The 24529-nt window shown below is 70.3% G+C and carries 22 protein-coding genes; 7 read left to right on the top strand and 15 right to left on the bottom strand.

What is annotated here, in order from left to right:
- Positions 1-56: 56 nt before the first annotated feature.
- The 5 genes from pyrE to JIW86_RS21855 form a co-directional block, all read right to left on the bottom strand.
- Positions 57-596, bottom strand: a complete 540-nt coding sequence (gene pyrE / locus JIW86_RS21875; RefSeq protein ID WP_215143244.1) for an orotate phosphoribosyltransferase — start codon at positions 594-596, stop codon at positions 57-59.
- Positions 597-617: 21 nt separating this feature from the next.
- The gene (locus JIW86_RS21870; protein WP_257555557.1) at positions 618-1403 is read right to left on the bottom strand and encodes an aldose 1-epimerase; all 786 of its coding nucleotides are present in this window, start codon (positions 1401-1403) and stop codon (positions 618-620) included.
- Positions 1404-1428: 25 nt separating this feature from the next.
- Positions 1429-2268, bottom strand: a complete 840-nt coding sequence (locus tag JIW86_RS21865) for an SRPBCC domain-containing protein (protein ID WP_257555556.1) — start codon at positions 2266-2268, stop codon at positions 1429-1431.
- 33 nt (positions 2269-2301) lie between these two features.
- Complete coding sequence (locus JIW86_RS21860; RefSeq protein ID WP_257555554.1) at positions 2302-3945, bottom strand: polyamine aminopropyltransferase; 1644 nt, start codon at positions 3943-3945, stop codon at positions 2302-2304.
- A 133-nt stretch (positions 3946-4078) separates the two neighbouring features.
- Positions 4079-4627 (bottom strand): DUF2617 family protein, encoded by a 549-nt coding sequence (locus JIW86_RS21855; RefSeq protein ID WP_215143238.1) that lies wholly within the window; start codon positions 4625-4627, stop codon positions 4079-4081.
- Positions 4628-5312: 685 nt separating this feature from the next.
- Here JIW86_RS21855 and JIW86_RS21850 point away from each other — a divergent pair.
- Together JIW86_RS21850 and JIW86_RS21845 are read left to right on the top strand one after the other, a co-directional pair.
- Positions 5313-6503 (top strand): pyridoxal phosphate-dependent aminotransferase, encoded by a 1191-nt coding sequence (locus JIW86_RS21850; protein ID WP_416237584.1) that lies wholly within the window; start codon positions 5313-5315, stop codon positions 6501-6503.
- Between the two features lie 190 nt (positions 6504-6693).
- Positions 6694-7884 (top strand): hypothetical protein, encoded by a 1191-nt coding sequence (locus JIW86_RS21845; protein WP_257555552.1) that lies wholly within the window; start codon positions 6694-6696, stop codon positions 7882-7884.
- 9 nt (positions 7885-7893) lie between these two features.
- On the opposite strand, the gene JIW86_RS21840 is transcribed toward JIW86_RS21845, so the two are convergent.
- The gene (locus tag JIW86_RS21840; protein WP_257555551.1) at positions 7894-8442 is read right to left on the bottom strand and encodes a YbjN domain-containing protein; all 549 of its coding nucleotides are present in this window, start codon (positions 8440-8442) and stop codon (positions 7894-7896) included.
- A 110-nt stretch (positions 8443-8552) separates the two neighbouring features.
- Entirely contained in the window at positions 8553-11138 is a 2586-nt protein-coding gene (gene clpB / locus JIW86_RS21835; RefSeq protein WP_257555550.1) for an ATP-dependent chaperone ClpB, read from the bottom strand.
- Between the two features lie 128 nt (positions 11139-11266).
- Here clpB and JIW86_RS21830 point away from each other — a divergent pair, with 128 nt between their 5' ends.
- Positions 11267-11671, top strand: a complete 405-nt coding sequence (locus JIW86_RS21830; RefSeq protein WP_257555549.1) for a pyridoxamine 5'-phosphate oxidase family protein — start codon at positions 11267-11269, stop codon at positions 11669-11671.
- Positions 11672-11828: 157 nt separating this feature from the next.
- Here the strand turns inward: JIW86_RS21830 and JIW86_RS21825 are convergent, their stop codons facing one another.
- Positions 11829-12143 carry a (2Fe-2S)-binding protein gene (locus tag JIW86_RS21825; protein WP_073917230.1) on the bottom strand — a complete coding sequence of 105 codons (315 nt, stop codon included), beginning with the start codon at positions 12141-12143 and terminating at the stop codon, positions 11829-11831.
- 326 nt (positions 12144-12469) lie between these two features.
- Here JIW86_RS21825 and JIW86_RS21820 point away from each other — a divergent pair, with 326 nt between their 5' ends.
- Positions 12470-13477 carry a helix-turn-helix transcriptional regulator gene (locus JIW86_RS21820; RefSeq protein WP_215143228.1) on the top strand — a complete coding sequence of 336 codons (1008 nt, stop codon included), beginning with the start codon at positions 12470-12472 and terminating at the stop codon, positions 13475-13477.
- Positions 13478-13580: 103 nt separating this feature from the next.
- Here the strand turns inward: JIW86_RS21820 and JIW86_RS21815 are convergent, their stop codons facing one another.
- The 4 genes from JIW86_RS21815 to dnaK are packed head-to-tail and all read right to left on the bottom strand — an operon-like array spanning position 13581 to position 17756.
- A complete protein-coding gene (locus JIW86_RS21815; protein ID WP_215143227.1) occupies positions 13581-14045 on the bottom strand; it encodes a heat shock protein transcriptional repressor HspR in 465 nt (154 codons plus the stop codon).
- A gap of 1 nt (position 14046) precedes the next feature.
- On the bottom strand, positions 14047-15228 hold the full coding sequence (dnaJ, locus tag JIW86_RS21810) for a molecular chaperone DnaJ (protein ID WP_215143225.1): 1182 nt from the start codon (positions 15226-15228) through the stop codon (positions 14047-14049).
- 39 nt (positions 15229-15267) lie between these two features.
- The gene (gene grpE / locus JIW86_RS21805; protein WP_215143223.1) at positions 15268-15918 is read right to left on the bottom strand and encodes a nucleotide exchange factor GrpE; all 651 of its coding nucleotides are present in this window, start codon (positions 15916-15918) and stop codon (positions 15268-15270) included.
- Positions 15918-17756, bottom strand: coding sequence for a molecular chaperone DnaK (gene dnaK, locus JIW86_RS21800; RefSeq protein WP_257555547.1), 1839 nt, complete (start codon positions 17754-17756; stop codon positions 15918-15920). Before dnaK ends, grpE begins: the two co-directional genes overlap by 1 nt.
- A gap of 209 nt (positions 17757-17965) precedes the next feature.
- Here dnaK and JIW86_RS21795 point away from each other — a divergent pair, with 209 nt between their 5' ends.
- Positions 17966-18493, top strand: a complete 528-nt coding sequence (locus tag JIW86_RS21795) for a sugar transferase (RefSeq protein ID WP_257555546.1) — start codon at positions 17966-17968, stop codon at positions 18491-18493.
- A gap of 109 nt (positions 18494-18602) precedes the next feature.
- Positions 18603-20918 carry a (Fe-S)-binding protein gene (locus JIW86_RS21790; protein ID WP_257555545.1) on the top strand — a complete coding sequence of 772 codons (2316 nt, stop codon included), beginning with the start codon at positions 18603-18605 and terminating at the stop codon, positions 20916-20918.
- A 67-nt stretch (positions 20919-20985) separates the two neighbouring features.
- Here the strand turns inward: JIW86_RS21790 and JIW86_RS21785 are convergent, their stop codons facing one another.
- Positions 20986-21999, bottom strand: coding sequence for a hypothetical protein (locus JIW86_RS21785; protein ID WP_257555544.1), 1014 nt, complete (start codon positions 21997-21999; stop codon positions 20986-20988).
- Between the two features lie 267 nt (positions 22000-22266).
- Here JIW86_RS21785 and JIW86_RS21780 point away from each other — a divergent pair, with 267 nt between their 5' ends.
- Positions 22267-23181: a Yip1 family protein gene (locus tag JIW86_RS21780; RefSeq protein WP_257555543.1), complete on the top strand. Its 915-nt coding sequence runs from the start codon at positions 22267-22269 to the stop codon at positions 23179-23181.
- Positions 23182-23265: 84 nt separating this feature from the next.
- Here the strand turns inward: JIW86_RS21780 and JIW86_RS21775 are convergent, their stop codons facing one another.
- Together JIW86_RS21775 and dcd are read right to left on the bottom strand one after the other, a co-directional pair.
- Positions 23266-23769: a phosphoribosyltransferase gene (locus JIW86_RS21775; protein ID WP_257555542.1), complete on the bottom strand. Its 504-nt coding sequence runs from the start codon at positions 23767-23769 to the stop codon at positions 23266-23268.
- The gene (gene dcd / locus JIW86_RS21770) at positions 23766-24353 is read right to left on the bottom strand and encodes a dCTP deaminase (RefSeq protein WP_215143211.1); all 588 of its coding nucleotides are present in this window, start codon (positions 24351-24353) and stop codon (positions 23766-23768) included. The genes JIW86_RS21775 and dcd overlap by 4 nt, the downstream gene beginning before the upstream one ends.
- Positions 24354-24529: the final 176 nt, after the last annotated feature.

Genomic DNA, 24529 nt, shown 5'->3' with positions numbered 1-24529 from the left:
GTCAGGGCCTGATCAGGGAGTTCTCAGGACCTTCGCCCCGAGTTGTGGAGCTGTGCCTAGGAGAGGCCGAGGTCCTCGAGGCGGTAGCCGGTGAGGTACGGGAGCCCCGCCTCGGCGATGGCACCGGCCGCACCGCGGTCGACGATCGTGGCGACGGCCACGACCTCGCCGCCGGCCTCACGGACCGCCTCGACGGCGGTCAGCGGGGACCCGCCGGTGGTGGAGGTGTCCTCGACGACCAGGCAGCGCTTGCCCTTCACGTCGGTGCCCTCGATGCGGCGCTGCATGCCGTGGGCCTTCTGCGCCTTGCGGACGACGAAGGCGTCCAGGCGCTGACCGCGCGCGGCGGAGGCGTGCAGCATCGAGGTCGCGACCGGGTCGGCGCCCAGGGTCAGACCGCCGACGCAGTCGAAGTCGAGGTCGGCGGTGAGGTCGAGCATGACCTGCCCGACCAGCGGGGCCGCCTCGCCGTCGAGGGTGATCCGGCGGAGGTCGATGTAGTAGTCGGCCTCCCGGCCGGAGGAGAGGATCACCTTGCCGTGCACGACGGCCTTGTCCTTGATCTGCTGCAGAAGCGCATCGCGTACGTCACTCATGCCCATGAGCTTAATTCGGCTCTACGAGAGCCGCCGCCAGGTCCACGTGGTGGAGATCTCCAGCGGGTCGACGGGGGTGACCAGGCGCGGGCGGGTGTTCAGCCCGTTCGGCGGGCCGGACTGCGGTTCGACGCAGACGGCCTCGGCCTCCTCGTCGTAGACGACCACCCATTCGTCACGGCTGGTGACCTTGAGCTCCAGCGCGCCGGGCCACGTGAGGGTGACGTCGACGCCGTTCGGCATGCCGAAGCAGTCGTCCCAGGGGCCGGGCTTCGGGGCGGTGCGGTGGCCGGTGGGGAGGTGGTCGTCGCCGCGCTCCTCCTGCCACTCGGCCTCGAAGTCGAGCCGTACGTCCTCGCCGGTGCCGAGGTTGCGGCGGAACCAGGGGTGCCAGCCGGCCTGGGCCGGGAAGGAGTCGCCGTACGTCTCGACGCCCATGCCGAGCGTCAGCCCGTCGGCGGTCAGCTCGAAGGTCTGCGTGACCCGGCCGGGCCACGGCCACGGGTCGGCGAGGTCGAAGAAGAACGCCGCCTCGGTGTCCGTGAGCCGGCCCCGGCGCCAGGCGGTGTCGCGGCCGAGGCCGTGGATGGCGTGCGGGGGGTGGTTGAGCGGGAGCTGGTGGACGACCCCACCGTCACGGAACCGCCCCTCCGCGGTCCGGCCGCACCAGGGGACCATCGGGAAGGCCCCGAAGTGCGGGCCCTGGCGCAGCAGCTCGATCCCGTCGACACGCAGACTGCTGATCCGGCAGCCGTTCTCCTGGTCGATGGTCAGCTCGGCGCCGCCGGCGCTCAGTTGCGTACTCATGCGGTCGAGCGTAATGGGACTGGGCTCAGCGGCGGCGGCGCAGGGCGCGGCCGATGACGACCGCCGAGGCCAGGGCGAGGGCGGCGGCGGGGGCGAGCCAGCGCAGGTTGTCGCCGGCCGTGGTGGCGGCGGGCGCGGGGACGGGGGCGTACCGGCCGCGCGGGGGCGCGTGGTCCACCTCCTCCGCGCTGCGGCCGATCATGGTGCGGCGGGCGTGGGCGGCCTCGGCCGGGGGCCGCGGGAGATCACCGAGGTCGTCGAGTTCCTCGAACCCGCCGGCCAGGAAGGGGTCCAGGGACGGCGGCGGCACCTCGGCCTCGAACACGGAGGCGGTGACCTCGGTGGCATCGTCGTCGGACCCGGCGGACCCGTCGCCCTCGGCCTCCTCGGCGTCGGCCACCGGATCGTTCACCTCGGGGCCGGCGGCCTCGCCCCGGGCCGCCTCGGCGAGCTGTTCGGCGGCCCGCTCCAGCAGCCGCTGCACGGCGGTGGCGGTGGCACCGGCGGTGAATCCGGCGGCGCGCCCGTCGGCGGTGGCCCCGGCCGTGAAGTCGAGCCGGGTCCGGTGGTCCCCCTCCGGGGTGAGCCGCAGCGCGAGGGCGAGCTTCACGGTCCCGCTGCCCCGGACCTCCGTGCCCTCGCCGGCGACGGCGAAGTGGTCCGGGTCCCGCTCGGTGACGGACAGCGCGCCCCGGTAGGTCACGGTGTTCCCGCCGACCCGGATCTTCAGCCGACCGGAGAGGGGTCCGGACTCGGTGTCGGCGTCCTGCTGGAGCCCCGGCACACACCGGGCCACCCGGACGGGGTCGCGCAGCACGGCGCGGAGGCTGTCTGCCGGTACCGGAACGAACACCTGATGCTCCATGCGGTCGAGCCTACCGACGAGAGCCGCACCGGGTCACGAATACCGCGGGTGCGGCAGGGTCGACGGCGGAAGTCCCGGCATCCGGGTGCGCTCGGCGTCGCGCGCGGCGTCCTGGAGCGAGCGGGTCGACAGCGAGCGCAGCCCCGGCGTGTCACGGTCCACCCGCAGCGGGGGCGCCTGCTCGCGGGAGGCCAGTACGAAGCCCCAGTCCTGCGGGGGCGCGTCGCTGCCGCGCAGGGGGGAGCGGTCGGGTCCGGCGGCGAAGCCCGAGAGGCGGCCGCCCGCGCTGTAGGGGGAGGTCTGCAGACCGGCCGCCCGCAGGGTGGACTCCACGGTCCAGTAGGTGCGCGGGCGCGTGGCCAGCGGTCCGGCGTGCACGGCGATCCGGCCCCCGGGCCGCAGGGCCCGCGCGGCCAGCCCGTAGAACTCCTGCGAGTACAGCTTCGTGCTGGGGGTGATGCCCGGGTCGGGGAGGTCGGAGACGATCACGTCGAACCGGTCCCGGGCGGCCGCTCCGCGCAGCCAGCGGAACGCGTCCTGCGTGACGACCCCGAGGCGCGGGTCCTCGTACACGCCGGCGTTGAGCGCGGAGAGCATCGGATCGGTGCGGGCGAGCCGGACCACGCCGGGGTCGAGTTCGACGACGGTGACGGAGGCGACGTCGCGGTAGCGCAGCACCTCGCGGGCGGCGAGCCCGTCTCCGCCGCCGAGGACCAGGACCCGGGTGTGCGGGCCGGTCATGGCGGGGTGGACGAGGGCCTCGTGGTAGCGGTACTCGTCGTAGCCGCTGACCCGCAGCCGCCCGTCGAGGTACAGGTCGAGCGAGCGGGGGGAGCCGGTCGGGGGCCCGGTGAGCACCAGTTCCTGCACCCCGGTCTGGACGGCGACCCGCACCTCCGCGCCGTAGACGGCGCCGCGGGCGACCCGCTCGAAGTCGTCGGCCAGGACGGTCGCGCAGGCGAGTACGGACAGCACGGTCACGTTGGCGGCGACCAGCGTCCAGCGGGCACGCCGGCTCAGGTCGCGGCGGAACAGCCAGAGCACGAGCCCGCCGCCGACGACCGCGTTGACCGTGCCGGTGAGCATGGCTCCGGTGAGCTGGCCGAGCACCGGCAGCAGCAGGAACGGGAAGGCGAGGCCGCCGACCAGGGCGCCCACGTAGTCGGCGGCGAACAGGTCGGCGACGGCCCCGCCCGCGTCCTGTCTGCGGATGCGCTGGATGAGGGCCATCAGGAGCGGGATCTCGGCGCCGATGAGGACGCCGATGGCGAAGGAGAAGGCGACGAGGGCCGGGCGGGATTCACCCAGCCAGGCGAAGCTCGCGTACAGCGCCACGGCCGAGAGCCCGCCGAGCAGCGCGAGCCCGGCCTCGATGGCGCAGAAGCCGAAGGCCGGCCGGTGCCTCAGCCGTTTGGCGAGCAGGGAGCCGACGCCCATGGCGAAGACCATGACGGACAGCACGACCGACGCCTGGGTGACGGAATCGCCGATGAGGTAGGTGCCCAGGGCGAGCAGCTCCAGTTCGTATACGAGCCCGCAGGCGGCGCAGACGAACACGGTGGCCAGGACGAGGAGTCGGCCGGTCCGGGGCCGTACGGGCAGGGCGGCCGGGACGGCCGCCGCGCCCCGAGGCTCCGGAGCCGGGAGTACCCGGCGCGGGACGGAACGGTCGATCATGCAGCGAACCGTACGTCACCGCCCACCCGCATCCGGTCACCCACATGGGTGCAAGTGGCGTACTGATCCGGCCAGTTGGCGTAACCACGTGGCAATGCCCGCGCCCCCGGAGGAACGCGGCCCCTGGCGCGCGCTAGAGCAGCGCGGGCGACTCGACGGGGGCCGCGGAAGCGGCGCCCATCCGTACGCCGACCCGGGTCCTGGTGGCCACCAGCTGGCCCTCCTGCGGGTACGCGTGCCAGGTACGCCAGCGCATCTGGCCCTCGTAATGCTGCGCCAGCATGGCGGTGAACGCGTGCGGACTGCCCGGGAAGGTGCCCGCTAGTCCGTTCGGGTGGTCGGCGACCAGCGCGAGCAGCTCCTGCGCCCGCCCCGCGAAGGAACCGCGGGAGAGGGTCTCGACCCGGGCGGCGAACTCGTACTCCCAGTCGCCCACCCGCTTGGCCACGCCGAGCGGCAGCGGCGTACTGCTGCCGGGCATGCAGGCGACCGTCTCCGAGCAGAGCACCTCACCCTCCTCCAGGAGCACCTGATGAGAGGCCCCGAGCAGGCGCAACTCCACCTTCGCACCGGACAGTTGGAGGTTCAGTACGGCCAGGGCGGGCAGCCGCTCCCGACCCAGGGCCCAGGCGAGATCGGCGGCACGCGTGTCGGTATAGGTGGTCTGGAGGGTCGTGAGCATGAGTCGGCTCCGCAAACGCGCGAGGGAGATGGGCCGGGGCCCGCCAGCGGTAGTCAACGGGTGGGGGGACACCGGCACGGGTCCACAGGAAGTCCAGGGAGGTCCGAGGACTGGTCTACTCAACCGAGGGAATCATGAAAGGCACGGCACTCACAGCGTTTTTACCCAACTTGACGGGGTTTACATCCCCCCGGGGGCTCCACAGTTCACGTGTTCAACAACATGTGCCCCGCGCGTCGTGATGCATGCGCCAAGGAGAGGGCGCCCGGCGGAAATCAGACCGCCGGGCGCCTTCATCCACGCGGTGCCAGCTGCCCCGTGTCAGCTGGAACCGCATCCCCCGCCACCGCCGCAGGAGGACGAAGATCCGCCGCAGGACGAGGACGATCCACTCGAACAAGAACCCGACGAGGAGTCGCCCCCGCCGGCCCACCAGCTGCTGCTCGTGCTGCTGCCGGAGCCGCGACCGGAGCCGGAGCCGGAGCCGGCCGAACGGATCGCCATGGTCACGACGAACGCAACGAAGAGAAGCCCGATCACAATGAAGACGAACACGAGGCCCGCCCCCTCTCTCACGCCCCGGTCTTCCCGGGGGACGGGATCCCCGCGTCCCGTGTGAAGGGGGGATGCCCGCAGGCCACGCGGCCCAAAGCACACTTGAGCAAGTCCAGAGGTTGCCCCCAGGATGGCGCCCATGAGCGCACCCGTGAGCAGCGACCGCCCCTTCCTCAACCGCCGTCTGGCGGCCTTCGGCACCACGATCTTCGCGGAGATGTCGGCGCTGGCCGCCCGCACCGGGTCGATCAACCTGGGCCAGGGCTTCCCCGACACCGACGGCCCCGCCGAAATCGCCGAGGCGGCCTCCCGCGCGGTCCTCACGGGCCTCGGCAACCAGTACCCGCCGGGCCCCGGCGTCCCCGAGCTGCGCGCCGCGATCGCCGCGCACCAGCAGCGCTTCTACGGCCTCTCCTACGACCCGGACACCGAGGTCCTGGTCACGGCCGGCGCCACCGAGGCCATCGCGGCCGCGCTCCTCGCCCTCCTCGAACCGGGTGACGAGGTCATCGCCCTGGAGCCGTACTACGACTCGTACGCGGCCTGCATCGCGATGGCCGGCGCGGTACGCGTCCCCGTCACCCTGCGCCCGCACGCCGGGGCCTTCGCCCTCGACCTGGACGAACTGCGCGCCGCCGTCACCCCGCGCACCCGCCTGATCCTGCTGAACACCCCGCACAACCCGACGGGCACGGTCCTGACCCACGAGGAGCTGACCGCCGTCGCCGCCCTCGCCGTGGAGCGCGACCTCCTGGTCGTCACGGACGAGGTCTACGAGCACCTGGTCTTCGAGGGCGCCCACACCCCCCTGGCCGGGTTCCCGGGCATGCGCGAGCGCACCGTCACCATCTCCTCCGCCGGGAAGACGTTCTCCTTCACGGGCTGGAAGGTCGGCTGGGTCACGGCGCCCCCGGAGCTGGTCACCGCGGTCCGCTCGGCGAAGCAGTTCCTCACCTACGTCTCCTCCGGCCCCTTCCAGTACGCGATCGCCGAGGCCCTGGCCCTGCCCGACGCGTACTACGAGGGCTTCCGCGCGGACCTGGCAGCCAAGCGCGACCTCCTCGCCGACGGCCTCGCGGCGGCCGGCTTCGAGGTCTACCGCCCGCAGGGCACGTACTTCATCACCACGGACATCACCCCGCTCGGCGAGAAGGACGGCCTGGCCTTCTGCCGCGCCCTGCCCGAACGCTGCGGCGTGGTCGCCATCCCGAACCAGGTCTTCTACGACGACAAGTCCGCCGGAGCCACCCAGGTCCGCTGGGCGTTCTGCAAGCGGACCGACGTCCTCAGCGAGGCGGTGGCCCGCCTGCGCCGCCTCTAGGCCCTGTCCGGGCAACAGGACCTAGGAGGTCCTGTCCGCCCGGACAGGACCTTGGACGTCTGGACCCTCGCTGTTTACCAAGTGTGGTTGCGGGGTGACCGAGGCCGGTGTGAAGCTGACGGCCTTGAACGTGCCCGCGGCTCTCATCGTCGGATGAGCGTACTCACGAAGAGCAGGAAAGTCGGGATACATGGCTACGGGCAGAGTCTCGGTGTCCGCGTCGCCGCTGGAGATGCGTGCCGTCAAGGCGGTGCGGTCGGCCGCGCCGGCGACGGTCATCGCGCTCGGGGTGTTCGCCGCCGTACGCGGCGCCGGGGTACTGGTCCTCACCCTCGGATCCTGGTGGGCGGGCAAGGACCCGCTCCGGGTGCTCGGCAAGTCCTGGGACTCCGTCTGGTACCTCGGGATCGCCGCCAACGGCTACGGGCGCACCCAGATGTGGGCCGACCCCGTCACCGGCACCGGCTTCATCCAGAGCGACTACGCCTTCTTCCCGCTCTACCCGACGCTGATAAGGCTGGTCGGCGCCGTGCTGCCCGGCGGGCTGATCCCGGCCGGGATCCTCGTCGCCTGGATCTGCGCCGCCGTCGCCGCCGTCGGTGTCTACCGGATCGGCGAGTGGGTGATCGGGCCGCGAGCCGGGCTGCTGCTCGTGGGGCTGTGGGCGGCGCTGCCGCACGCGGTGGTGCTGAGCCTGGCCTACACCGAGGCGCTGCTGGCCGCGCTCGCCGCCTGGGCGCTCTACGCCCTGATGCGCGGCCGCTGGCTCTGGGCGGCCGGCCTCGCCGTGCTCGCCGGGCTGACCCGGCCGACCGGGCTCGCGGTCGCCGCCGCCGTCTCGGTGATGGCCCTGCACGAGATCCTGAGCCGCCGGTCCCGCGCGCCCGAGGTGTGGGTGGCAGGGCTGCTGGCCCCCGCGGGCTGGGCGACGTACGTCCTGGCCGTCGGGGTGCGGGTGCGCGATCCGCTCGGCGGGTACTTCACCGTGCAGCGGCGCTGGGGATCCCGCTTCGACTTCGGGGCCGGTGCGCTGCGCTCCGCGGAGCGGGTGCTGACCGGCGGGCACGTACCGCTGGCGACCACCGTGACCGTGGTCCTGCTGGCCGCCGCCGGGCTGCTGGCGATGCTGCTGGTGCTGGACCGGACCCCGCTGCCGCTGCTCGCGTACACGGCGATACTGCTGGTGATCGCGTACGGCGGGGCCGGGTTCTTCGAGTCGAAGCCGCGGTTCCTGCTCCCGGCCTTCCCGCTGCTGCTGCCGGTGGCGGCCGTCATGGCCAGAGCCCGGCCCCGCACCGCGGTCGTGGTGACCGCGGCGCTGGCCGGGCTCAGTTACGGCTACGGGCTGTATCTGCTGCTCGTGGCCCGCGTACCGCTCTAGAACCTGCTTCTAGTTGTTGCCGTCGCTGTCGCCGTCGTCGTCGCCCTCGGCGGAGGAGTCGATCTCCTTCTCCAGGCCGAACTGCTCGACGAGCCACTTGTCGAACTCGATGGAGGCGCGGACCCAGCTGACCGTGGAGGACACGAAGTGCTCCAGGCTGACGCCGGTGCCGATCAGCATCTGCGCCTCACCGATCAGACGGACCGAGCCGTCGTCGTGGGTGTGGCTGTAGACCTTCGGCCACAGGGTGCGGCGGTTCCAGTCGTCGATCGACTCGAGAAGCTGCGGCTTCTCCTCGATCTTGTGCGGACGGTCGTAGAAGGTCCGCACCGAGAAGACCTGCTGCTCGTCCTCGCCGCGGAACATGAAGTACGTGCGGAACTCCTCCCACGGCGCCGCGAGGTCACCCTCGTCGTCGACGACGTACTTGAGCTCCATCTGCTCCAGCAGCTGCTTGACCAGATCCTGGTCGGGGACGACGGGGCCCGCCGGTCCTGTGGCCTGCGGATCGGGCTGCTGCCCTCCGAAGTTCGGAATCGAGGCCGGGTCGATGCTCACCGTGTTTTCCCTTCGTGCGGATACCTGCATCCTCCCCCATCCCGCCTACCCCGTGTCCACCCCCGGACGCACGATCCGCTCCGGGCGGACACGGGTGGCGGCTCAGGAGGTCACAGCGCCTTGCCGACCAGCAGGTCTTCGCCCGCCACGTCGACCCGTACGGTGTCGCCGTCCCTGACCTCGCCGGAGAGGATCTCCTTCGCGAGGCGGTCGCCGATCGCCGTCTGGATCAGCCGGCGCAGGGGCCGCGCGCCGTACGCCGGGTCGTTGCCCTTGTCCGCCAGCCAGGCCAGCGCCTCCGGCGTGACCTCCAGGGTCAGGCGCCGGTCGGCCAGCCGCTTGGCGAGGCGGTCGATCTGGAGCTCCGCGATGCGGCCCAGCTCGGGCCCGGACAGCGCGGAGAAGACCACCAGGTCGTCCAGGCGGTTGAGGAACTCCGGCTTGAAGCTCGCCCGGACCACGTCCAGGACCTGCTGCTTCTTCTGCTCCGCGGGCGTGACCGGATCCATCAGGAACTGACTGCCCAGGTTCGAGGTGAGCACCAGGATCGTGTTGCGGAAGTCCACCGTGCGGCCCTGGCCGTCCGTGAGACGGCCGTCGTCCAGGACCTGGAGCAGGATGTCGAAGACCTCGGGATGGGCCTTCTCCACCTCGTCCAGCAGCACCACGCTGTACGGGCGGCGCCGGACGGCCTCGGTCAGCTGGCCGCCCTCCTCGTAGCCGACGTAGCCGGGCGGCGCGCCGACCAGGCGGGCCACGGAGTGCTTCTCGCCGTACTCCGACATGTCGATGCGGATCATGGCCCGCTCGTCGTCGAAGAGGAAGTCCGCCAGGGCCTTGGCCAGCTCCGTCTTGCCGACGCCCGTCGGGCCCAGGAACAGGAACGAGCCGGTCGGCCGGTCCGGGTCCGCGATGCCGGCCCGGGTGCGGCGTACCGCGTCCGACACGGCCCGCACCGCCTCGCCCTGGCCGATCAGACGGCGGCCCAGCCCGTCCTCCATGCGCAGCAGCTTCTGCGTCTCCCCCTCCAGGAGGCGGCCGGCCGGGATGCCGGTCCAGGCACCCACCACGTCGGCGATGTCGTCGGGGCCGACCTCGTCCTTGACCATCGTGTCCTTCGAGACCTCCGCCTCGGCCTCGGTGGCCTCGGCCAGCTCGCGCTCCACGGTCGGGATCTCCCCGTAGAGCAGCTTTGAGGCGGTGTCGAAGTCCCCGTCGCGCTGCGCGCGCTCCGCCTGGCCGCGCAGGTCGTCCAGGCGCTCCTTGAGCTCACCGACCCGGTTGAGGGACTGCTTCTCCTTCTCCCAGCGGGCGGTCAGGCCGCGCAGCTCCTCCTCCTTGTCCGCGAGATCCTTGCGGATCTTCTCCAAGCGCTCCAGCGAGGCCGGGTCGGACTCGTTCTTCAGCGCCAGCTCCTCCATCCGCAGCCGGTCCACCGCACGCTGGAGCTCGTCGATCTCCAGGGGGGAGGAGTCGATCTCCATGCGCAGCCGGGACGCGGCCTCGTCGACGAGGTCGATCGCCTTGTCCGGGAGGAAGCGGGAGGTGATGTACCGATCGGAGAGGGTCGCGGCGGCGACCAGCGCACTGTCGTTGATCTGCACCTTGTGGTGGGCCTCGTAGCGGCCCTTGAGCCCGCGCAGGATCGCGATGGTGTCCTCGACGGACGGCTCGGCGACCAGCACCTGCTGGAAACGCCGCTCCAGCGCCGGGTCCTTCTCGATGCGCTCGCGGTACTCGTCCAGCGTCGTCGCGCCGACCATCCGCAGCTCACCGCGCGCCAGCATGGGCTTGAGCATGTTGCCCGCGTCCATGGCGGAGTCGCCGCCAGCGCCCGCGCCGACGACCGTGTGCAGCTCGTCGATGAAGGTGATGATCTGGCCGTCGCTCGACTTGATCTCCGCCAGGACGGTCTTCAGCCGCTCCTCGAACTCACCCCGGTACTTCGCGCCCGCGACCATGGCGCCCAGGTCGAGGGAGACGAGCCGCTTGTTCTTCAGCGACTCCGGGACATCGCCCTTGATGATGCGCTGGGCCAGGCCCTCGACCACGGCCGTCTTGCCGACGCCCGGCTCGCCGATGAGCACCGGATTGTTCTTCGTACGCCGCGAGAGCACCTGCACCACGCGCCGGATCTCGTGGTCCCGGCCGATGACCGGATCGAGCTTGCCCTCACGGGCTGCCGCCGTGAAATCGGTGCCGAACTTCTCCAGCGCCTTGTACTGACCCTCGGGGTCGGGGGTGGTCACCCGCCGCCCTCCTCGTGCGTTCTGGAAGGCGTCCAGCAGCTTCTTCGCGCTCGCGCCCTGTGCGGAAAGGAGCTCACCGGCCGCGCCGCCCTTGGCGGCGAGGGCGATGAGCAGGTGTTCGGTGGAGAGGTAGTCGTCGCCGAGCTTGCCCGCCTGGGCGTCGGCCTCGGCGAGTACGGCGAGCAGGTCGCGGGTGGGCTGCGGGGGCGCGACCGTGGACCCGGTGACGCTGGGCAGGGCGGCGAGCAGCCGCTCCGCGCCGGCCCGTACGGCGGCCTGGTCGGCGTCGGAGGCCGCGAGGAGGTCGGTGATGTTCTCGTTGTCCTCGCCGGCGAGGAGCGCCAGCAGCAGGTGCGCGGGGGTCAGGTCCGCGTGGCCGTCCTTGACGGCCCGGCTGGTGGCCGCGTTCAGCGCATCCCGGCTCTTGTTGGTCAGCTCGGCATCCACGGGTGATGTGCTCCTCTCCGGAGGCTGGACAGAACTATGACATAAACAACCTACGCAAAGTTGAGTCTATTCCACTCAAGGCAGGCCGCGGTACCCCCGACGCGCCCGGGCCCCGTACCCTTCGGGCCATGTCCCATGACGTACTCAACCCGACGCCCGAGTACCTCGCCTTCTGGCGGGAGCGGCACGTCTGCACGCTGACCACGCCGCGCCCGGACGGGACGCCCCACGTGGTGCCGGTGGGCGTGACGTACGACCCGGAGGCCGGTCTGGCCCGGGTGATCAGCAACAAGCACAGCAAGAAGATCCGCAACATCCTGGCGGCGCAGCCGGGCGCGGCCCGGGTCGCGGTCTGCCAGATGGAAGGACGCCGCTGGGCCACCCTCGAGGGGCGCGCGGTGATCCGTACGGACGAGGCGTCGGTCGCCGACGCGGTGGCGCGCTACGCGGAGCGCTACGGGCGGACGCCCTCACCCAATCCCGACCGGGTGGTCATGGAGATCACGCTGGACCGGGCCATGGGCCGGGCCTGAGCCCGGGACCAGGCCGGCGGCCGGTCTGCCCCTCCACATCTTGTCCGGTTCAACTACTGGACGCGGACATCACAACGGCGCCATCGTGGTCAGGTCCACGATGGCGCCGTTGTGTGGGGGAAGCGCCTGAGCGATCTGCAACGACGGGGGAATCGCTTCAGGCACTGCGGGGGGTGGCGGTGGTGATGTCGGGTTCGAAGAGCTGGTGATCGCGCTGATCAAGATTGACGAAGACCATTCCGTAGCGCACCTCGCAGCGGACGGGCTGCGGCGCGCCCCGCGGGCGGCGCAGGCACCGGTAGGCACGTACGTCCTCGTCCTCCTCGCGCACGACGACGATCGGTTGACCGAACAGGGTGACCATCAGCGAATCCCCGGGGTACGGGATTGCCGTGGCCAGGTCGATGAACTGCCACCCCGACCGGTAAGCGGAGGCCATTTCGCGGCGGAAGCCGCGGTCGTCGGGGGTCATGCGACGACCTTCTCCGGCAGGTTGGTCCACCCACTGTCCAGAGGGCCGAGCGTCCACCCGCTGTCCACCGGAGCACTGGTCCAGCCGCTATCGTCCGATATCCCCGCCAACGTGGCTGTGTTGCCGCCGGCCACCCCGTAAGCCACAACCGTGGAGAGAGCAACGGCAACCACCGAGCGAAGCAATCTCTTGTACATCGTCGACTTCGTCCTCACTGGATGGATTCCTCTCCCCCGCATGACAGACGATGACTTATCGAGCCACGCCGACGCCACCGTGGCGGTGCATCATGTTCCTGTAGATGCAAGACCCTGGGGGTGGGAGATATGCCGAAAAATGGTGCGGAACAGACACATCCCCACCCAGTGACGGAACTGTGCGCTCTCGGCGCCGAGCTCTACGCCACTGCGCTCAGCTCGGGGCGCATCGCCCGCGCGGAGGTCGAATACACTCCCTGCCTGCTGGAATTCGCGCTGCTGCACCCGGATCCAGATGACGCGAACTGGCTGCGCCCGGTTCCCCCCACCGTCGCACTCACCCAGCGGCTGCACCCTATCGAGCGGGAGATCCTGCAACGCCGCAGGACGTCCATCGAGCTGGCGGAAGCGTTTGAGCCATTCATGGCCATCAGCGCGCTGACTCCCGCGCCCACGCACGCGATCACCGTGCTCGAGGGGTTCGACCGCATCAACGCGGCACTGAACCTGGCAACCGCCGAATGCCACACGGAGATGCTCACCGTCCAGCCCGGCGGAGCCCGCCCCATAGACGCCCTCACGCAGGCCCTGGAGCGCGACCAGCCGCTGACCGACCGCGGGGTCAGCATCCGCACCCTCTACCAGCACACCGCCCGGCACAGCCAGGGAACGCTCGCCTACGTCGAGCGGATATCCGCGGGCAAGGTGGAGATCCGCACCCTCGAGGAACTCATCGAGCGCCTCATCGTCTTCGACCGCACCGTCGCCTTCATCCCCGCCAGCGATGACCGCAGCGTCGCCCTCGAACTGCGCCACCCCGGTCTCGTCGAATACCTCATCAAGGTGTTCGAGCAGCTCTGGCGCCGTGCCACGCCGCTGCTGGAGGAGATCCGGTACGATCCGACGCCCTCGGGAATCTCGGGCGTTCAGCGCTCCATCGCGCAACTCCTCGTCGAGGGGCACGTGGACGAGGCCATCGCGCGCCGCCTGGGCATGAACGTACGGACCTGCCGCGCGCACATCGCCAAGCTGGCCACCGCCCTGGGCAGCGGCAGCCGCGCCCAACTCGGCTTCCTCATAGCCCAGTCGGGCATCCTGGGCCAGGTCTCGGGCCCCGCCCGGGAGCCCCGGCCCTGACCGCTCGCGGGAACGGGAAAACGGGAACGCGAACGCGAACGGGAACGCGGAAGGCCCCGCCCGGTGAGCCGGGCGGGGCCTTCCTGCACGCTGTGGGCGGACGTCAGTCCATCGGCCGCTTGGGCCGCCACACCACCAGGGCGTTGCCCGGCTGCGGAGGCTGGTACGGGACCAGGTCGCGCCGGTAGGACGCGTGCACCTGGGCCTCGCGCTGCTGCATGGCCACGGCCGCGCCGTCGACAGCCGCGGAGAGCTCGGCCACGCGCTGCTGGAGCGCGGCGACCTGGTTCTCCAGCTCGATGATCCGCTTGATGCCCGCCAGGTTGATGCCCTCGTCCTGGGACAGCGCCTGCACCGTGCGGAGCAGCTCGATGTCACGGGCCGAGTAGCGCCGGCCGCGACCGGCCGTACGGTCCGGGGAGACCAGGCCGAGACGGTCGTACTGGCGGAGGGTCTGCGGATGCAGGCCCGAGAGCTGGGCGGCCACCGAGATCACGTAGACCGGGGTCTCATCGGTGAGCTGGTAGCCCCCACCCAATCGGGAGGACTGTCGTCGGCGGCCGTCCATGTCATGCTCCCTTCGCGGACTCGAACAGCGCGGTGCGCGGGTCCTGCGACTCCGTCGCCTCGCGGTACATCTCCAGCGCCTCGCGGGCCTTGTCCGACAGCTCGGTCGGAACTTCGACCTCCACCGTCACCAGCAGGTCGCCGCGGGTGCCGTCCTTGCGGACCGCTCCCTTGCCGCGGGCCCGCATGGTACGGCCGTTGGGGGTGCCCGGCGGCAGCTTCAGCGTCACCGAGGGGCCGTTCAGGGTCGGGACCTTGATGTCGGCGCCCAGCGCCGCCTCGGCGAAGGTCACCGGGACGGTCACCGTCAGGTTGTCGTCCTTGCGGCCGAACACCGGGTGGGAGTCGACGTGCACGACGACGTACAGGTCACCGCCGGGACCGCCGCGCTCGCCCGGCGCACCCTTGCCGCGCAGCCGGATCCGCTGGCCGTCGAAGACGCCCGCCGGGATCCGGACCTGCATGGTGCGCGAGCTGCGGGCGCGCCCGCTGCCCTTGCAGACGTCGCAGGGGGTCTCCGCGATCAGGCCGCGGCCCTTGCAGTCCGCGCAGGGGTCGGTCAGCGAGAACCCGCCGCCGCTGCCCCGCGATACCTGGCCGGTACCGACGCAGGTCGGGCACACCCGGGGCGTGCCGTTCTTGTCGCCGGTGCCCGAACAGGCCTTGCAGGGGGCCTGCGAGGACATCCGGAGCGGAACCGTGGCCCCGTCCACCGCCTCCGTGAAGGAGAGGGTGACCTCCGACTCGATGTCCTGGCCGCGGCGCGGCTGGGTACGGGTTCCCGTACCGGCGCCGGCGCCGCGGTTGAACAGGCCGCCGAAGACATCGCCCAGGCCGCCGCCGAAGCCGCCGCCCGCGCCGGCCGGCTGCTGTCCGCCGAACAGGTCGCCGAGGTCGAAGTTGAACGAGCCGCCGGCCCCGCCCGGCCCGGGGCGGAAGCCGCCGTTGCCGAACAGGGCGCGCGCCTCGTCGTACTCCTTGCGCTTCTTCGCGTCACCGAGGATGTCGTTCGCCTCGGAGATCTCCTTGAAGCGCGCCTCGGCCGAGGCGTCGCCCTTGTTGGCGTCCGGGTGGAACTCGCGCGCGAGCTTCCGGTACGCCTTCTTGATCTCGGCCTCGGTGGCGTCCTTCGGGACACCGAGGACCTTGTAGTAGTCCTTCTCGACGAAGTCCTTGGTGCTCATCCCCGGTGTCCCTCCTCTCGTGCCTCTACTTGTTCAACATCAGCCCTTGTCGGGGGCATCCGTGTCCTTGTCCGACGGCGTGTCGGCCTCGGCCGACTCGGACTTGGGGGCCGCGCCCGGCTGGGGCTCGGCCACCGCGACCCGCGCGGGGCGGATCGTACGCTCGCCGATCCGGTACCCCGGCTGAAGGATCGCCACGCAGGTGTCCTCCGTGATGTCCGGCGCGTACGAGTGCATCAGGGCCTCGTGGATCGTCGGGTCGAAGGGCTCGCCCTCCTTGCCGAACTGCTGCAGACCCATCTTGGCCGCGGCGGTCTCCAGCGATTCGGCCACCGACTTGAAGCCGCCGACCAGCTCGCCATGCTCCCGCGCCCGGCCGATGTCGTCCAGGGTCGGGAGGAGTTCCGTCAGGAGGGACGCGACCGCGATCTCCTTGACGGCGATCCGGTCCCGCTCCACCCGGCGGCGGTAGTTCTGGTACTCCGCCTGGAGCCGCTGGAGGTCCGCGGTGCGCTCACCGAGCGCCGTACGGGCCTGGTCCAGCTGCGCGAGCAGCGCTACATCCTGTGCTGCGTCCCCGGCCGGGGCCGCCGCCTCCTCCGTGGCGGAGTCGGCGGCCTTCGGCTCGTCGGGCGTGCCGTCGACGGGGACTTCGGGCTTCTCGTCAAAGCCCGGGGTCTCCTCCGACATCAGGCAGCGCCGCCCTTCGGCTTCTCGTCGTCGACGATCTCGGCGTCGACGACGTCGTCGTCGGCCTTGGCCTGACCCGCGTCACCGGCGGCACCCGCGGCGCCCTGAGCGTCGGCGTAGATGGCCTGGCCGAGCTTCTGGCTGACCGCGGCGAGCTTCTCGGTCGCGGTGCGGATCTCGGCGGTGTCCTCGCCCTTGAGCTTTTCCTTCAGCTCGGTGACGGCGGCCTCGACCTCGGTCTTGACGTCGGCCGGGACCTTGTCCTCGTTGTCCTTGACGAACTTCTCCGTCTGGTAGACGAGCTGCTCGCCCTGGTTGCGGGACTCGGCCGCCTCCTTGCGACGCAGGTCCTCGTCCGCGTACTGCTCCGCCTCCTGGCGCATGCGGTCGACCTCGTCCTTGCCGAGCGAGGAGCCGCCGGTGACGGTCATCTTCTGCTCCTTGCCCGTGCCAAGGTCCTTGGCCGTGACGTGCATGATGCCGTTCGCGTCGATGTCGAAGGAGACCTCGATCTGCGGGACGCCACGCGGGGCCGGCGGCAGGCCCGTCAGCTCGAACATGCCGAGCTTCTTGTTGTACGCCGCGATCTCGCGCTCGCCCTGGTAGACCTGGATCTGGACGGACGGCTGGTTGTCCTCGGCCGTCGTGAAGATCTCGGAGCGCTTGGTCGGGATCGTGGTGTTGCGCTCGATCAGCTTGGTCATGATGCCGCCCTTGGTCTCGATACCGAGGGACAGCGGGGTCACGTCGAGGAGCAGGACGTCCTTGACCTCACCCTTGAGCACACCGGCCTGGAGGGTGGCGCCGATGGCGACGACCTCGTCCGGGTTGACGCCCTTGTTGGCGTCCTGACCGCCGGTGAGCTCCTTGACGAGCTCGGCGACGGCCGGCATGCGGGTGGAGCCGCCGACCAGGACCACGTGGTCGATCTCGGACAGCTGGATGCCGGCGTCCTTGATGACGTTGTGGAACGGGGTCTTGCAGCGGTCGAGCAGGTCCGCGGTCAGCTGCTGGAACTGGGCGCGGGTGAGCTTCTCGTCCAGGTGCAGCGGGCCCTCGGCGGAAGCCGTGATGTAGGGCAGGTTGATCGAGGTCTCCGTGGAGGAGGACAGCTCGATCTTCGCCTTCTCGGCGGCCTCGCGCAGACGCTGGAGCGCCATCTTGTCCTTGGACAGGTCGACGCCGTGGCCGTTGGCGAACTGCTTCACCAGGTAGTCGACGACGCGCTGGTCCCAGTCGTCGCCACCGAGGTGGTTGTCACCGTTGGTGGCCTTGACCTCGACGACACCGTCGCCGATCTCCAGGAGCGACACGTCGAAGGTGCCGCCACCGAGGTCGAAGACGAGGATGGTCTGGTCGTCCTTGTCGAGACCGTAGGCCAGGGCGGCGGCGGTCGGCTCGTTGACGATGCGCAGGACGTTGAGGCCCGCGATCTCACCGGCCTCCTTCGTCGCCTGACGCTCGGAGTCGTTGAAGTAGGCCGGGACGGTGATGACCGCGTCCGTGACCTTCTCGCCCAGGTACGCCTCGGCGTCGCGCTTCAGCTTCTGCAGGATGAAGGCGCTCATCTGCTGCGGGTTGAAGTCCTTGCCATCCAGGTTGATCTTCCAGTCAGTGCCCATGTGGCGCTTGACGGAGCGGATGGTCCGGTCCACGTTCGTGACCGCCTGGCGCTTGGCCACCTCGCCGACGAGGACCTCGCCGTTCTTGGCGAAGGCGACGACGGACGGCGTGGTCCTGGCGCCCTCGGCGTTGGTGATGACGGTGGGCTCGCCGCCTTCCAGAACGCTGACGACGGAGTTAGTGGTGCCCAGGTCGATGCCGACCGCACGTGCCATTTCAATTCCTCCAGCTGACTTGAGTGCAACAGACTCAACCATGCCGCATCGTCGCGCCTGCGTCAACAGAGCTGAGTCTGCCCGGCTCAATCTTTAGGCCCCCCTTACGCGCAACTACCCGGGGCTCCACCCCGAACCCCGCGCCCGAACGGGTAACCGCCGCCGCGCGGCACCCGGGGACCGGCTGAGGCGTACGGCACCGTGCTGACATGCCTCTCCTGCTCAGCCTCCCCGTCCTACGGCCGGCCAGGCCTTCGGCCAAGCGGGTGCTGGACCTCGCCGGAGCGGTGATCCTGCTCATCGCGCTCGCCGTCCCCCTCGCAGTGGCGACGGGGCTGCTGTACGCGACCCAGGGCGGGCGGGCCCTCGTACGGGAACCGGCGGCCGGCCTCGGCGGACGGCCGTTCCGGACCTGGGGACTCCGCACGGAGGGCGCGGGCCGCCTCGGCGCGGCCCTGGAGTGGTGCGCACTGGACGGGGCGCCCCGGCTGCTCAACGTGCTCCGCGGGGAGATGTCCCTGGTCGGGCCGCGCCCGGAGCCCCGCACGGACCGCCCCGAGCGGCTCTTCGTACGGCCCGGAATGACCGGGTTGTGGCAGGTCAGCGCGCGCTCCGACCTACCCTGGGAGGAGATGGCACTGCTCGACCGGCACTATGTGGAGAACCACTGGCTGGGGATGGACCTGGCGATCCTGGCGCAGACACCGCGGGCGGCCTGTCGACACAGGCATGCCTGAGCGACACAGATCACCGCACGCTCGGCTACATTGCGGCGTCGGGAATGGGTAACCTCAAGCCTTGACTACATAAGTTACCGCTTAGTAATGCCGCCCGAGGAGCCCTCCCATGCAACTCGCCGCGATCATCGTGTCGCTGGTCCTGACCGTGGTCGGCGTCGCGCTGCTCGCCCGAGCCGTGGCGCAGATCTACCGGTTCGTGAAGCTCGGCCAGCCCGTCCCGGCAGGCAGCCGGACGGACGACCCGAAGGCCCGAACCCTCACCCTCGTCCGGGAGTTCCTCGGGCACAGCCGCATGAACCGCTGGGGCATCGTCGGCTTCGCGCACTGGTTCGTCGCGATCGGCTTCCTCACCCTGCCGCCCACGCTGGCGCAGGCGTACGGCCAGCTCTTCCAGGCCGACTGGACGCTGCCGATCATCGGCGGCTTCCTGCCGTTCGAGATGTACATCGAGTTCATCGGCCTGATGACGGTCGTGGGCATCGTCGTCCTGATGGTCATCCGGCTGCTCAGCCTTCCCTCCCGGGCCGGCCGCAAGTCGCGCTTCACCGGCTCGAAGGCCTGGCAGGCCTACTTCGTCGAATACATCATCCTCACCATCGGCCTCGCGATCCTGTGCCTGCGCGGCCTCGAGGGCGCGATCCACCACGTGGACTCGTACGAGCCGGCGTACTTCGTGTCGTACCCGCTGGTCCTGGCCTTCAAGGGCCTCTCGCTCGGCGCCCTGCAGAACGCCATCTACTTCACCGCGATGATCAAGATCGGCACCTCGCTGATCTGGATGATCGTCGTCTCGCTCAACACCAACATGGGTGTCGCCTGGCACCGCTTCCTCGGCTTCCCGAACATCTGGTTCAAGCGGAACGCCGACGGCGCGGTCGCGCTGGGCGCCCTCCAGCCGATGACCAGCGGCGGCAAGGAGATCGACTTCGAGGACCCGGGCGAGGACGACGTCTTCGGCGTCTCCCAGGTCGAGCAGTTCTCCTGGAAGGGCATCCTCGACTTCTCCACGTGTACGGAGTGCGGTCGCTGCCAGTCGCAGTGCCCGGCCTGGAACACCGGCAAGCCGCTGTCCCCGAAGCTCCTGATCATGTCCCTGCGCGACCACGCGCACGCCAAGGCCCCGTACCTGCTGGCCGGTGGCGGCAAGGACATGGAGGGCAACGAGAAGGCGACTGCGGAACAGCTGAAGGACGTCCCGGCGGCCGCTCTGGCGGAGGCCGAGCGCCCGCTGATCGGGACGGCCGAGGAGAACGGCGTCATCGACCCGGACGTGCTGTGGTCCTGCACGACCTGCGGTGCGTGCGTGGAGCAGTGCCCGGTCGACATCGAGCACATCGACCACATCGTCGACATGCGCCGCTACCAGGTGATGATCGAGTCCGCCTTCCCCTCGGAGGCCGGCACGATGCTCAAGAACCTGGAGAAGAAGGGCAACCCCTGGGGCCTGGCCAAGAAGCAGCGCGTCGAGTGGACCAAGGAGGTCGACTTCGAAGTCCCGATCATCGGGAAGGACGCGGAGGACCTCTCGGAGTTCGACTACCTGTACTGGGTCGGCTGCGCGGGCGCGCTCGAGGACCGGGCCAAGAAGACGACCAAGGCCTTCGCGGAGCTGCTGAACATCGCGGGCGTCAAGTTCGCGATCATGGGCGGCGACGAGAAGTGCACCGGTGACTCGCCGCGCCGCCTGGGCAACGAGCCGCTGTTCCAGCAGCTGGGCCAGGAGAACGTGGCCATGCTGAACATGGCGTTCGGTGAAGACGATGAAGATCCGTCGACCCGGAAGCCGAAGTCGGCGAAGCGGATCGTCTCGACCTGCCCGCACTGCTTCAACACCATCGCGAACGAGTACCCGCAGCTGGGCGGCGAGTACGAGGTCATCCACCACACGCAGCTGCTCCAGCACCTGATCGACGAGGGCCGGCTGACGCCGGTCACGCCGGTGGACGGCCTGATCACGTACCACGACCCGTGCTACCTGGGCCGGCACAACAAGGTCTACACGCCGCCGCGCGAGATCATGTCGGCCGTGCCGGGCCTGCGCCAGCAGGAGATGCACCGCCACAAGGAGCGGGGCTTCTGCTGTGGCGCCGGTGGCGCGCGGATGTGGATGGAGGAGCGGATCGGCAAGCGCATCAACAACGAGCGCGTCGACGAGGCCCTGTCCCTGAACCCCGACATCGTCTCCACCGCCTGCCCGTTCTGCCTGGTCATGCTGACCGACTCGGTCAACGGCAAGAAGAACGACGGCCAGGCGAAGGAGCACGTCCAGGTCGTGGACGTGGCGCAGCTGCTGCTGGACTCGGTGAAGACGCCGGAGCCGGTGGAGGCCGAGCCGGAGCCGGAGCCTGACCCCGAGCCGAAGGCTGAGGCCAAGACCGAGGCCGAGGCTGAGACCGAGGCGAAGACCGAGGACGCCAAGTAGTCCCCGGCTGACCCCGCAGACACGGAACGGCCGGTCCCCAACTCGGGGGACCGGCCGTTCCGTCGTGTCAGGAGGACCGGCGGCGCAGCATCGCGAAGCCGAGACCGGCCGCACCCGCCGCGGCCATCCCGCCGCCGGCGGCGAGCAGCTTCGGGGTGTCGCCATTCGGCGGGGTGACCCCCTCCGCGCCGGCCTTCACGCCGCCCTTCGGAACGACCTTCCCGACGGCGGGCTTGGCCTCGTCCTTCTTGGCGTCCTTCTTCACGTCGTTCTTCGCGTCCTTCTGCACGGTGTACTGCTCGATCAGCTTGCCGTCGAAGTCGTACACCCAGCTGTTCCCGCCGCCCTTGCCGTCGATGACGACGAACTTCACGCGCTTGCCTTCCTGGACGAGCTTGTAGGTCCAGCCGTCGTTCTGCGTGCTCGGGTGCTTCAGGTCGATGGTGCCGAGGGAGTTCCCGTTCCGCATCGAGATGTCGGCGCGCTTGCCGTTCGGACCGTCGACCAGCTTGGCGATGCGGCCGTCGGGCATGGTGATCCGCACCGAACTCTCCTTCTTGACCTCGGGCTTGACCTGCGGCTTGGGCTTCTCCACGGGCTTCGGCTGCTGCCCGCCGTCAATCCAGGAGGTCACCGTGCCGTTCGGCTGGAGCACGACGTGCAGGCCGTTGTTCTGGCCGTACGCGGCTGCGCCGCCCTTGCTGACCAGCGTGTCCAGCTTCGTGGAGCCGGCGAAGATGTCCGCCTCGAAGTGGTTGTCGCCGATCTTGTAGACCTTGGCCGTCGAGCCGTCCGCCAGCTTCACGGTGGTGACGTACGCCCGGACGCCGGCGGTCGGCTTGACCGGCGGGGTGGTGGGCTTCACCGGCGGAACGGACGGGTCCGCGGAGGGCTGGACGGACGGCTCCACGGACGGCTCTACGGACGGGTCGACCTGCGGCTGCTCGATGCCGGGCAGCACCTCCGGCTCCGGGACGGCCGGGGAGTCCGCGAAGGCGGATCCGACCGGAAGGGCCAGGACGGCGGCCGTGCCGGCGACGACGGCGGCGGTACGGAGGGTGGTGCGGCGGGTGCTGCGCATGATGGCTGCTCTTCTCGTGCTCGTTCTCGTGATCGTGCTCGTGCTCGTGCTCGTGCTCGTGCTCTGCGTGGCGTCGACAGACACGAAGCTACGGGCCGGATATGTGGGTATTCCGTCGGGAACGTAACGAAGACCCGCAGAATGTGGCGCAGCCGCGTAAACCGGACACCCCACCGTCCCCTAGGGGATGTCACAGGTCAGCCGCAAAGGCCCCCTGTTCCAGCCGCCCGTCCACGGGGCCCGGCAGGACCAGGTACTTTCGATCACGTGGCTGGATTCAGGATCGGACGCGGCCGGGACAACAACCGCACCCCGCAACAACCCCCGCAGCAGCAGCCGTACGGACAGCAGCAACCGCCTCCGTACGGCCAGCAGCCCTACCCTCCCGCAGGCTCGCCACCGCAGCAGCAGTGGCCGCAGCCGGGCGCCGGGGGGCACGGCGAGCCCGAGTACTTCGACCCGTACGGCCAGCAGCAGCCGCCGCAGGCCCCGTACGGTCACGGAGGCCAGGGCGGTCACGGTGGTCACGGCGGCTACACCAACGACAACCCGGGGCACACCCAGGTCTTCGCCGTCGGTGAGGACCCGTACGGCCAGGGCGCGACGTACCAGGCGGGCGCGGCCGCGGCCGCCCCGGCCGGCCCGCGGCTGCCGTGGAAGGAACTCCTCCGCGGCATCGTGATGCGGCCGGGCCAGACCTTCCTCCAGATGCGCGACTACGCCGTCTGGGGGCCGGCGCTGACCGTGACCTTCCTCTACGGGCTCCTCGCGGTCTTCGGCCTCGACGACGCCCGCAAGGACGTGATCAACGCGACCCTGTCCAAGGCCGTGCCGATCGTCCTCTCGGCGGGCGCGGCCTTCGTCATCTGCGGGCTGCTCCTGGGCGCGGTCACCCACACGCTGGCCCGCCAGCTGGGCGGCGACGGCTCCTGGCAGCCCACCGTGGGCCTGTCCATGCTGGTCATGTCGCTGACGGACGCCCCGCGCCTGATCTTCGCCGTGTTCCTGGGCGGCGACAACGGACTGGTCCAGGTCCTGGGCTGGGCCACCTGGGTGGCGGCGGGCGCCCTGTTCACCTCGTTGATCAGCAAGTCCCACGACCTGCCGTGGCCGAAGGCGCTGGGCGCGTCCGCGATCCAGCTGATCGCGCTGCTCTCGATCATCAAGCTGGGCACGATCTAGCGACCCACGCGAAAGGGCCCGCCGCGCAACGGATGCGCGGCGGGCCCTTTTTCGTCTTGTGCCGGACTGGCCGGACCAGCCGGACTAGGCGTCGAGGACCTGGCCCTCACGCTTCACGACGGGCGGCTCGACCGACCAGGGGAAGTTGATCCACTCGTCGGTCTTCTTCCACACGTACTCGCACTTCACGAGCGAGTGGGACTTCTCGTAGATGACGGCGGACCGCACCTCGGCCACGTGGCCCAGGCAGAAGTCGTGGACCAGCTTGAGCGTCTTGCCGGTGTCGGCGACGTCGTCGGCGATCAGCACCTTCTTATCGGTGAAGTCGATCGCCTCGGGTACGGGCGCCAGCATGACCGGCATCTCCAGCGTGGTGCCGACGCCGGTGTAGAACTCCACGTTCACGAGGTGGATGTTCTTGCAGTCGAGCGCGTACGCCAGGCCGCCGGCGACGAACACCCCGCCCCGGGCGATGCTCAGGATGATGTCGGGCTCGTAGCCGTCGTCGGCGATCGTCTGCGCGAGCTGGCGCACCGCCCGCCCGAACCCCGCGTAGTCAAGATTCTCGCGCACCGCGTCGTCGCTCATGCCTCGTGCCTCACCTGGGTGCGGTGGAAGTTCTGGAAGGAGCGCGAGGCGGTCGGCCCGCGCTGCCCCTGGTACCTGGACCCGTACCGCTCACTGCCGTACGGGAACTCCGCGGGCGAGCTGAGCCGGAACATGCACAGCTGCCCGATCTTCATGCCCGGCCAGAGCTTGATCGGCAGCGTGGCGAGGTTCGACAGCTCCAGGGTCACGTGGCCCGAGAACCCGGGGTCGATGAACCCGGCCGTCGAATGCGTCACCAGACCGAGGCGGCCCAGGCTGGACTTCCCCTCCAGTCTGGAGGCGATGTCGTCGGGCAGCGAGATGACCTCGTAGGTGGAGGCGAGCACGAACTCACCGGGGTGCAGGATGAAGGCCTCGTCACCCTCCGGCTCGACCATCCGGGTCAGGTCCGCCTGCTCGGTCGCCGGATCGATGTGGGCGTACCGGTGGTTCTCGAACACCCGGAAGAACCGGTCGAGGCGTACGTCGATGCTGGAGGGCTGCACCATCGACTCCTCGAACGGGTCGATGCGAACCCGTCCGCTGTCGATCTCGGCCCGGATGTCTTTGTCAGAGAGAAGCACGTCCCGAGGATACGCAGAGCGCGCGGGCCACCCCCAATCGAGAGCGGCGCCCGCGCGCCCGTCCGCTATCGCTTGACCGCTGCCCCCACGGGCACGGCATGCCTCAACCGCGCGCACCGCGGACACCGCAGCAACCGCCCCGGCCCGATCCGGCCGGCACCGAGGTGCTGCAGCGG

This window comes from Streptomyces sp. NBC_00162, from assembly GCF_024611995.1.
Taxonomy (GTDB): Bacteria; Actinomycetota; Actinomycetes; order Streptomycetales; family Streptomycetaceae; genus Streptomyces.
This window is presented reverse-complemented; position numbering and strand designations above follow the sequence as displayed.

Bases quoted from the DNA above. Each gene is read 5' to 3' on its own strand.
- pyrE (WP_215143244.1), bottom strand. From the start codon at position 596: ATGAGTGACGTACGCGATGCGCTTCTGCAGCAGATCAAGGACAAGGCC.
- JIW86_RS21870 (WP_257555557.1), bottom strand. From the start codon at position 1,403: ATGAGTACGCAACTGAGCGCCGGCGGCGCCGAGCTGACCATCGACCAG.
- JIW86_RS21865 (WP_257555556.1), bottom strand. From the start codon at position 2,268: ATGGAGCATCAGGTGTTCGTTCCGGTACCGGCAGACAGCCTCCGCGCC.
- JIW86_RS21860 (WP_257555554.1), bottom strand. From the start codon at position 3,945: ATGATCGACCGTTCCGTCCCGCGCCGGGTACTCCCGGCTCCGGAGCCT.
- JIW86_RS21855 (WP_215143238.1), bottom strand. From the start codon at position 4,627: ATGCTCACGACCCTCCAGACCACCTATACCGACACGCGTGCCGCCGAT.
- JIW86_RS21850 (WP_416237584.1), top strand. From the start codon at position 5,313: ATGGCGCCCATGAGCGCACCCGTGAGCAGCGACCGCCCCTTCCTCAAC.
- JIW86_RS21845 (WP_257555552.1), top strand. From the start codon at position 6,694: ATGGCTACGGGCAGAGTCTCGGTGTCCGCGTCGCCGCTGGAGATGCGT.
- JIW86_RS21830 (WP_257555549.1), top strand. From the start codon at position 11,267: ATGTCCCATGACGTACTCAACCCGACGCCCGAGTACCTCGCCTTCTGG.
- JIW86_RS21825 (WP_073917230.1), bottom strand. From the start codon at position 12,143: ATGACCCCCGACGACCGCGGCTTCCGCCGCGAAATGGCCTCCGCTTAC.
- JIW86_RS21820 (WP_215143228.1), top strand. From the start codon at position 12,470: ATGCCGAAAAATGGTGCGGAACAGACACATCCCCACCCAGTGACGGAA.
- JIW86_RS21815 (WP_215143227.1), bottom strand. From the start codon at position 14,045: ATGGACGGCCGCCGACGACAGTCCTCCCGATTGGGTGGGGGCTACCAG.
- dnaJ (WP_215143225.1), bottom strand. From the start codon at position 15,228: ATGAGCACCAAGGACTTCGTCGAGAAGGACTACTACAAGGTCCTCGGT.
- grpE (WP_215143223.1), bottom strand. From the start codon at position 15,918: ATGTCGGAGGAGACCCCGGGCTTTGACGAGAAGCCCGAAGTCCCCGTC.
- dnaK (WP_257555547.1), bottom strand. From the start codon at position 17,756: ATGGCACGTGCGGTCGGCATCGACCTGGGCACCACTAACTCCGTCGTC.
- JIW86_RS21795 (WP_257555546.1), top strand. From the start codon at position 17,966: ATGCCTCTCCTGCTCAGCCTCCCCGTCCTACGGCCGGCCAGGCCTTCG.
- JIW86_RS21790 (WP_257555545.1), top strand. From the start codon at position 18,603: ATGCAACTCGCCGCGATCATCGTGTCGCTGGTCCTGACCGTGGTCGGC.
- JIW86_RS21785 (WP_257555544.1), bottom strand. From the start codon at position 21,999: ATGCGCAGCACCCGCCGCACCACCCTCCGTACCGCCGCCGTCGTCGCC.
- JIW86_RS21775 (WP_257555542.1), bottom strand. From the start codon at position 23,769: ATGAGCGACGACGCGGTGCGCGAGAATCTTGACTACGCGGGGTTCGGG.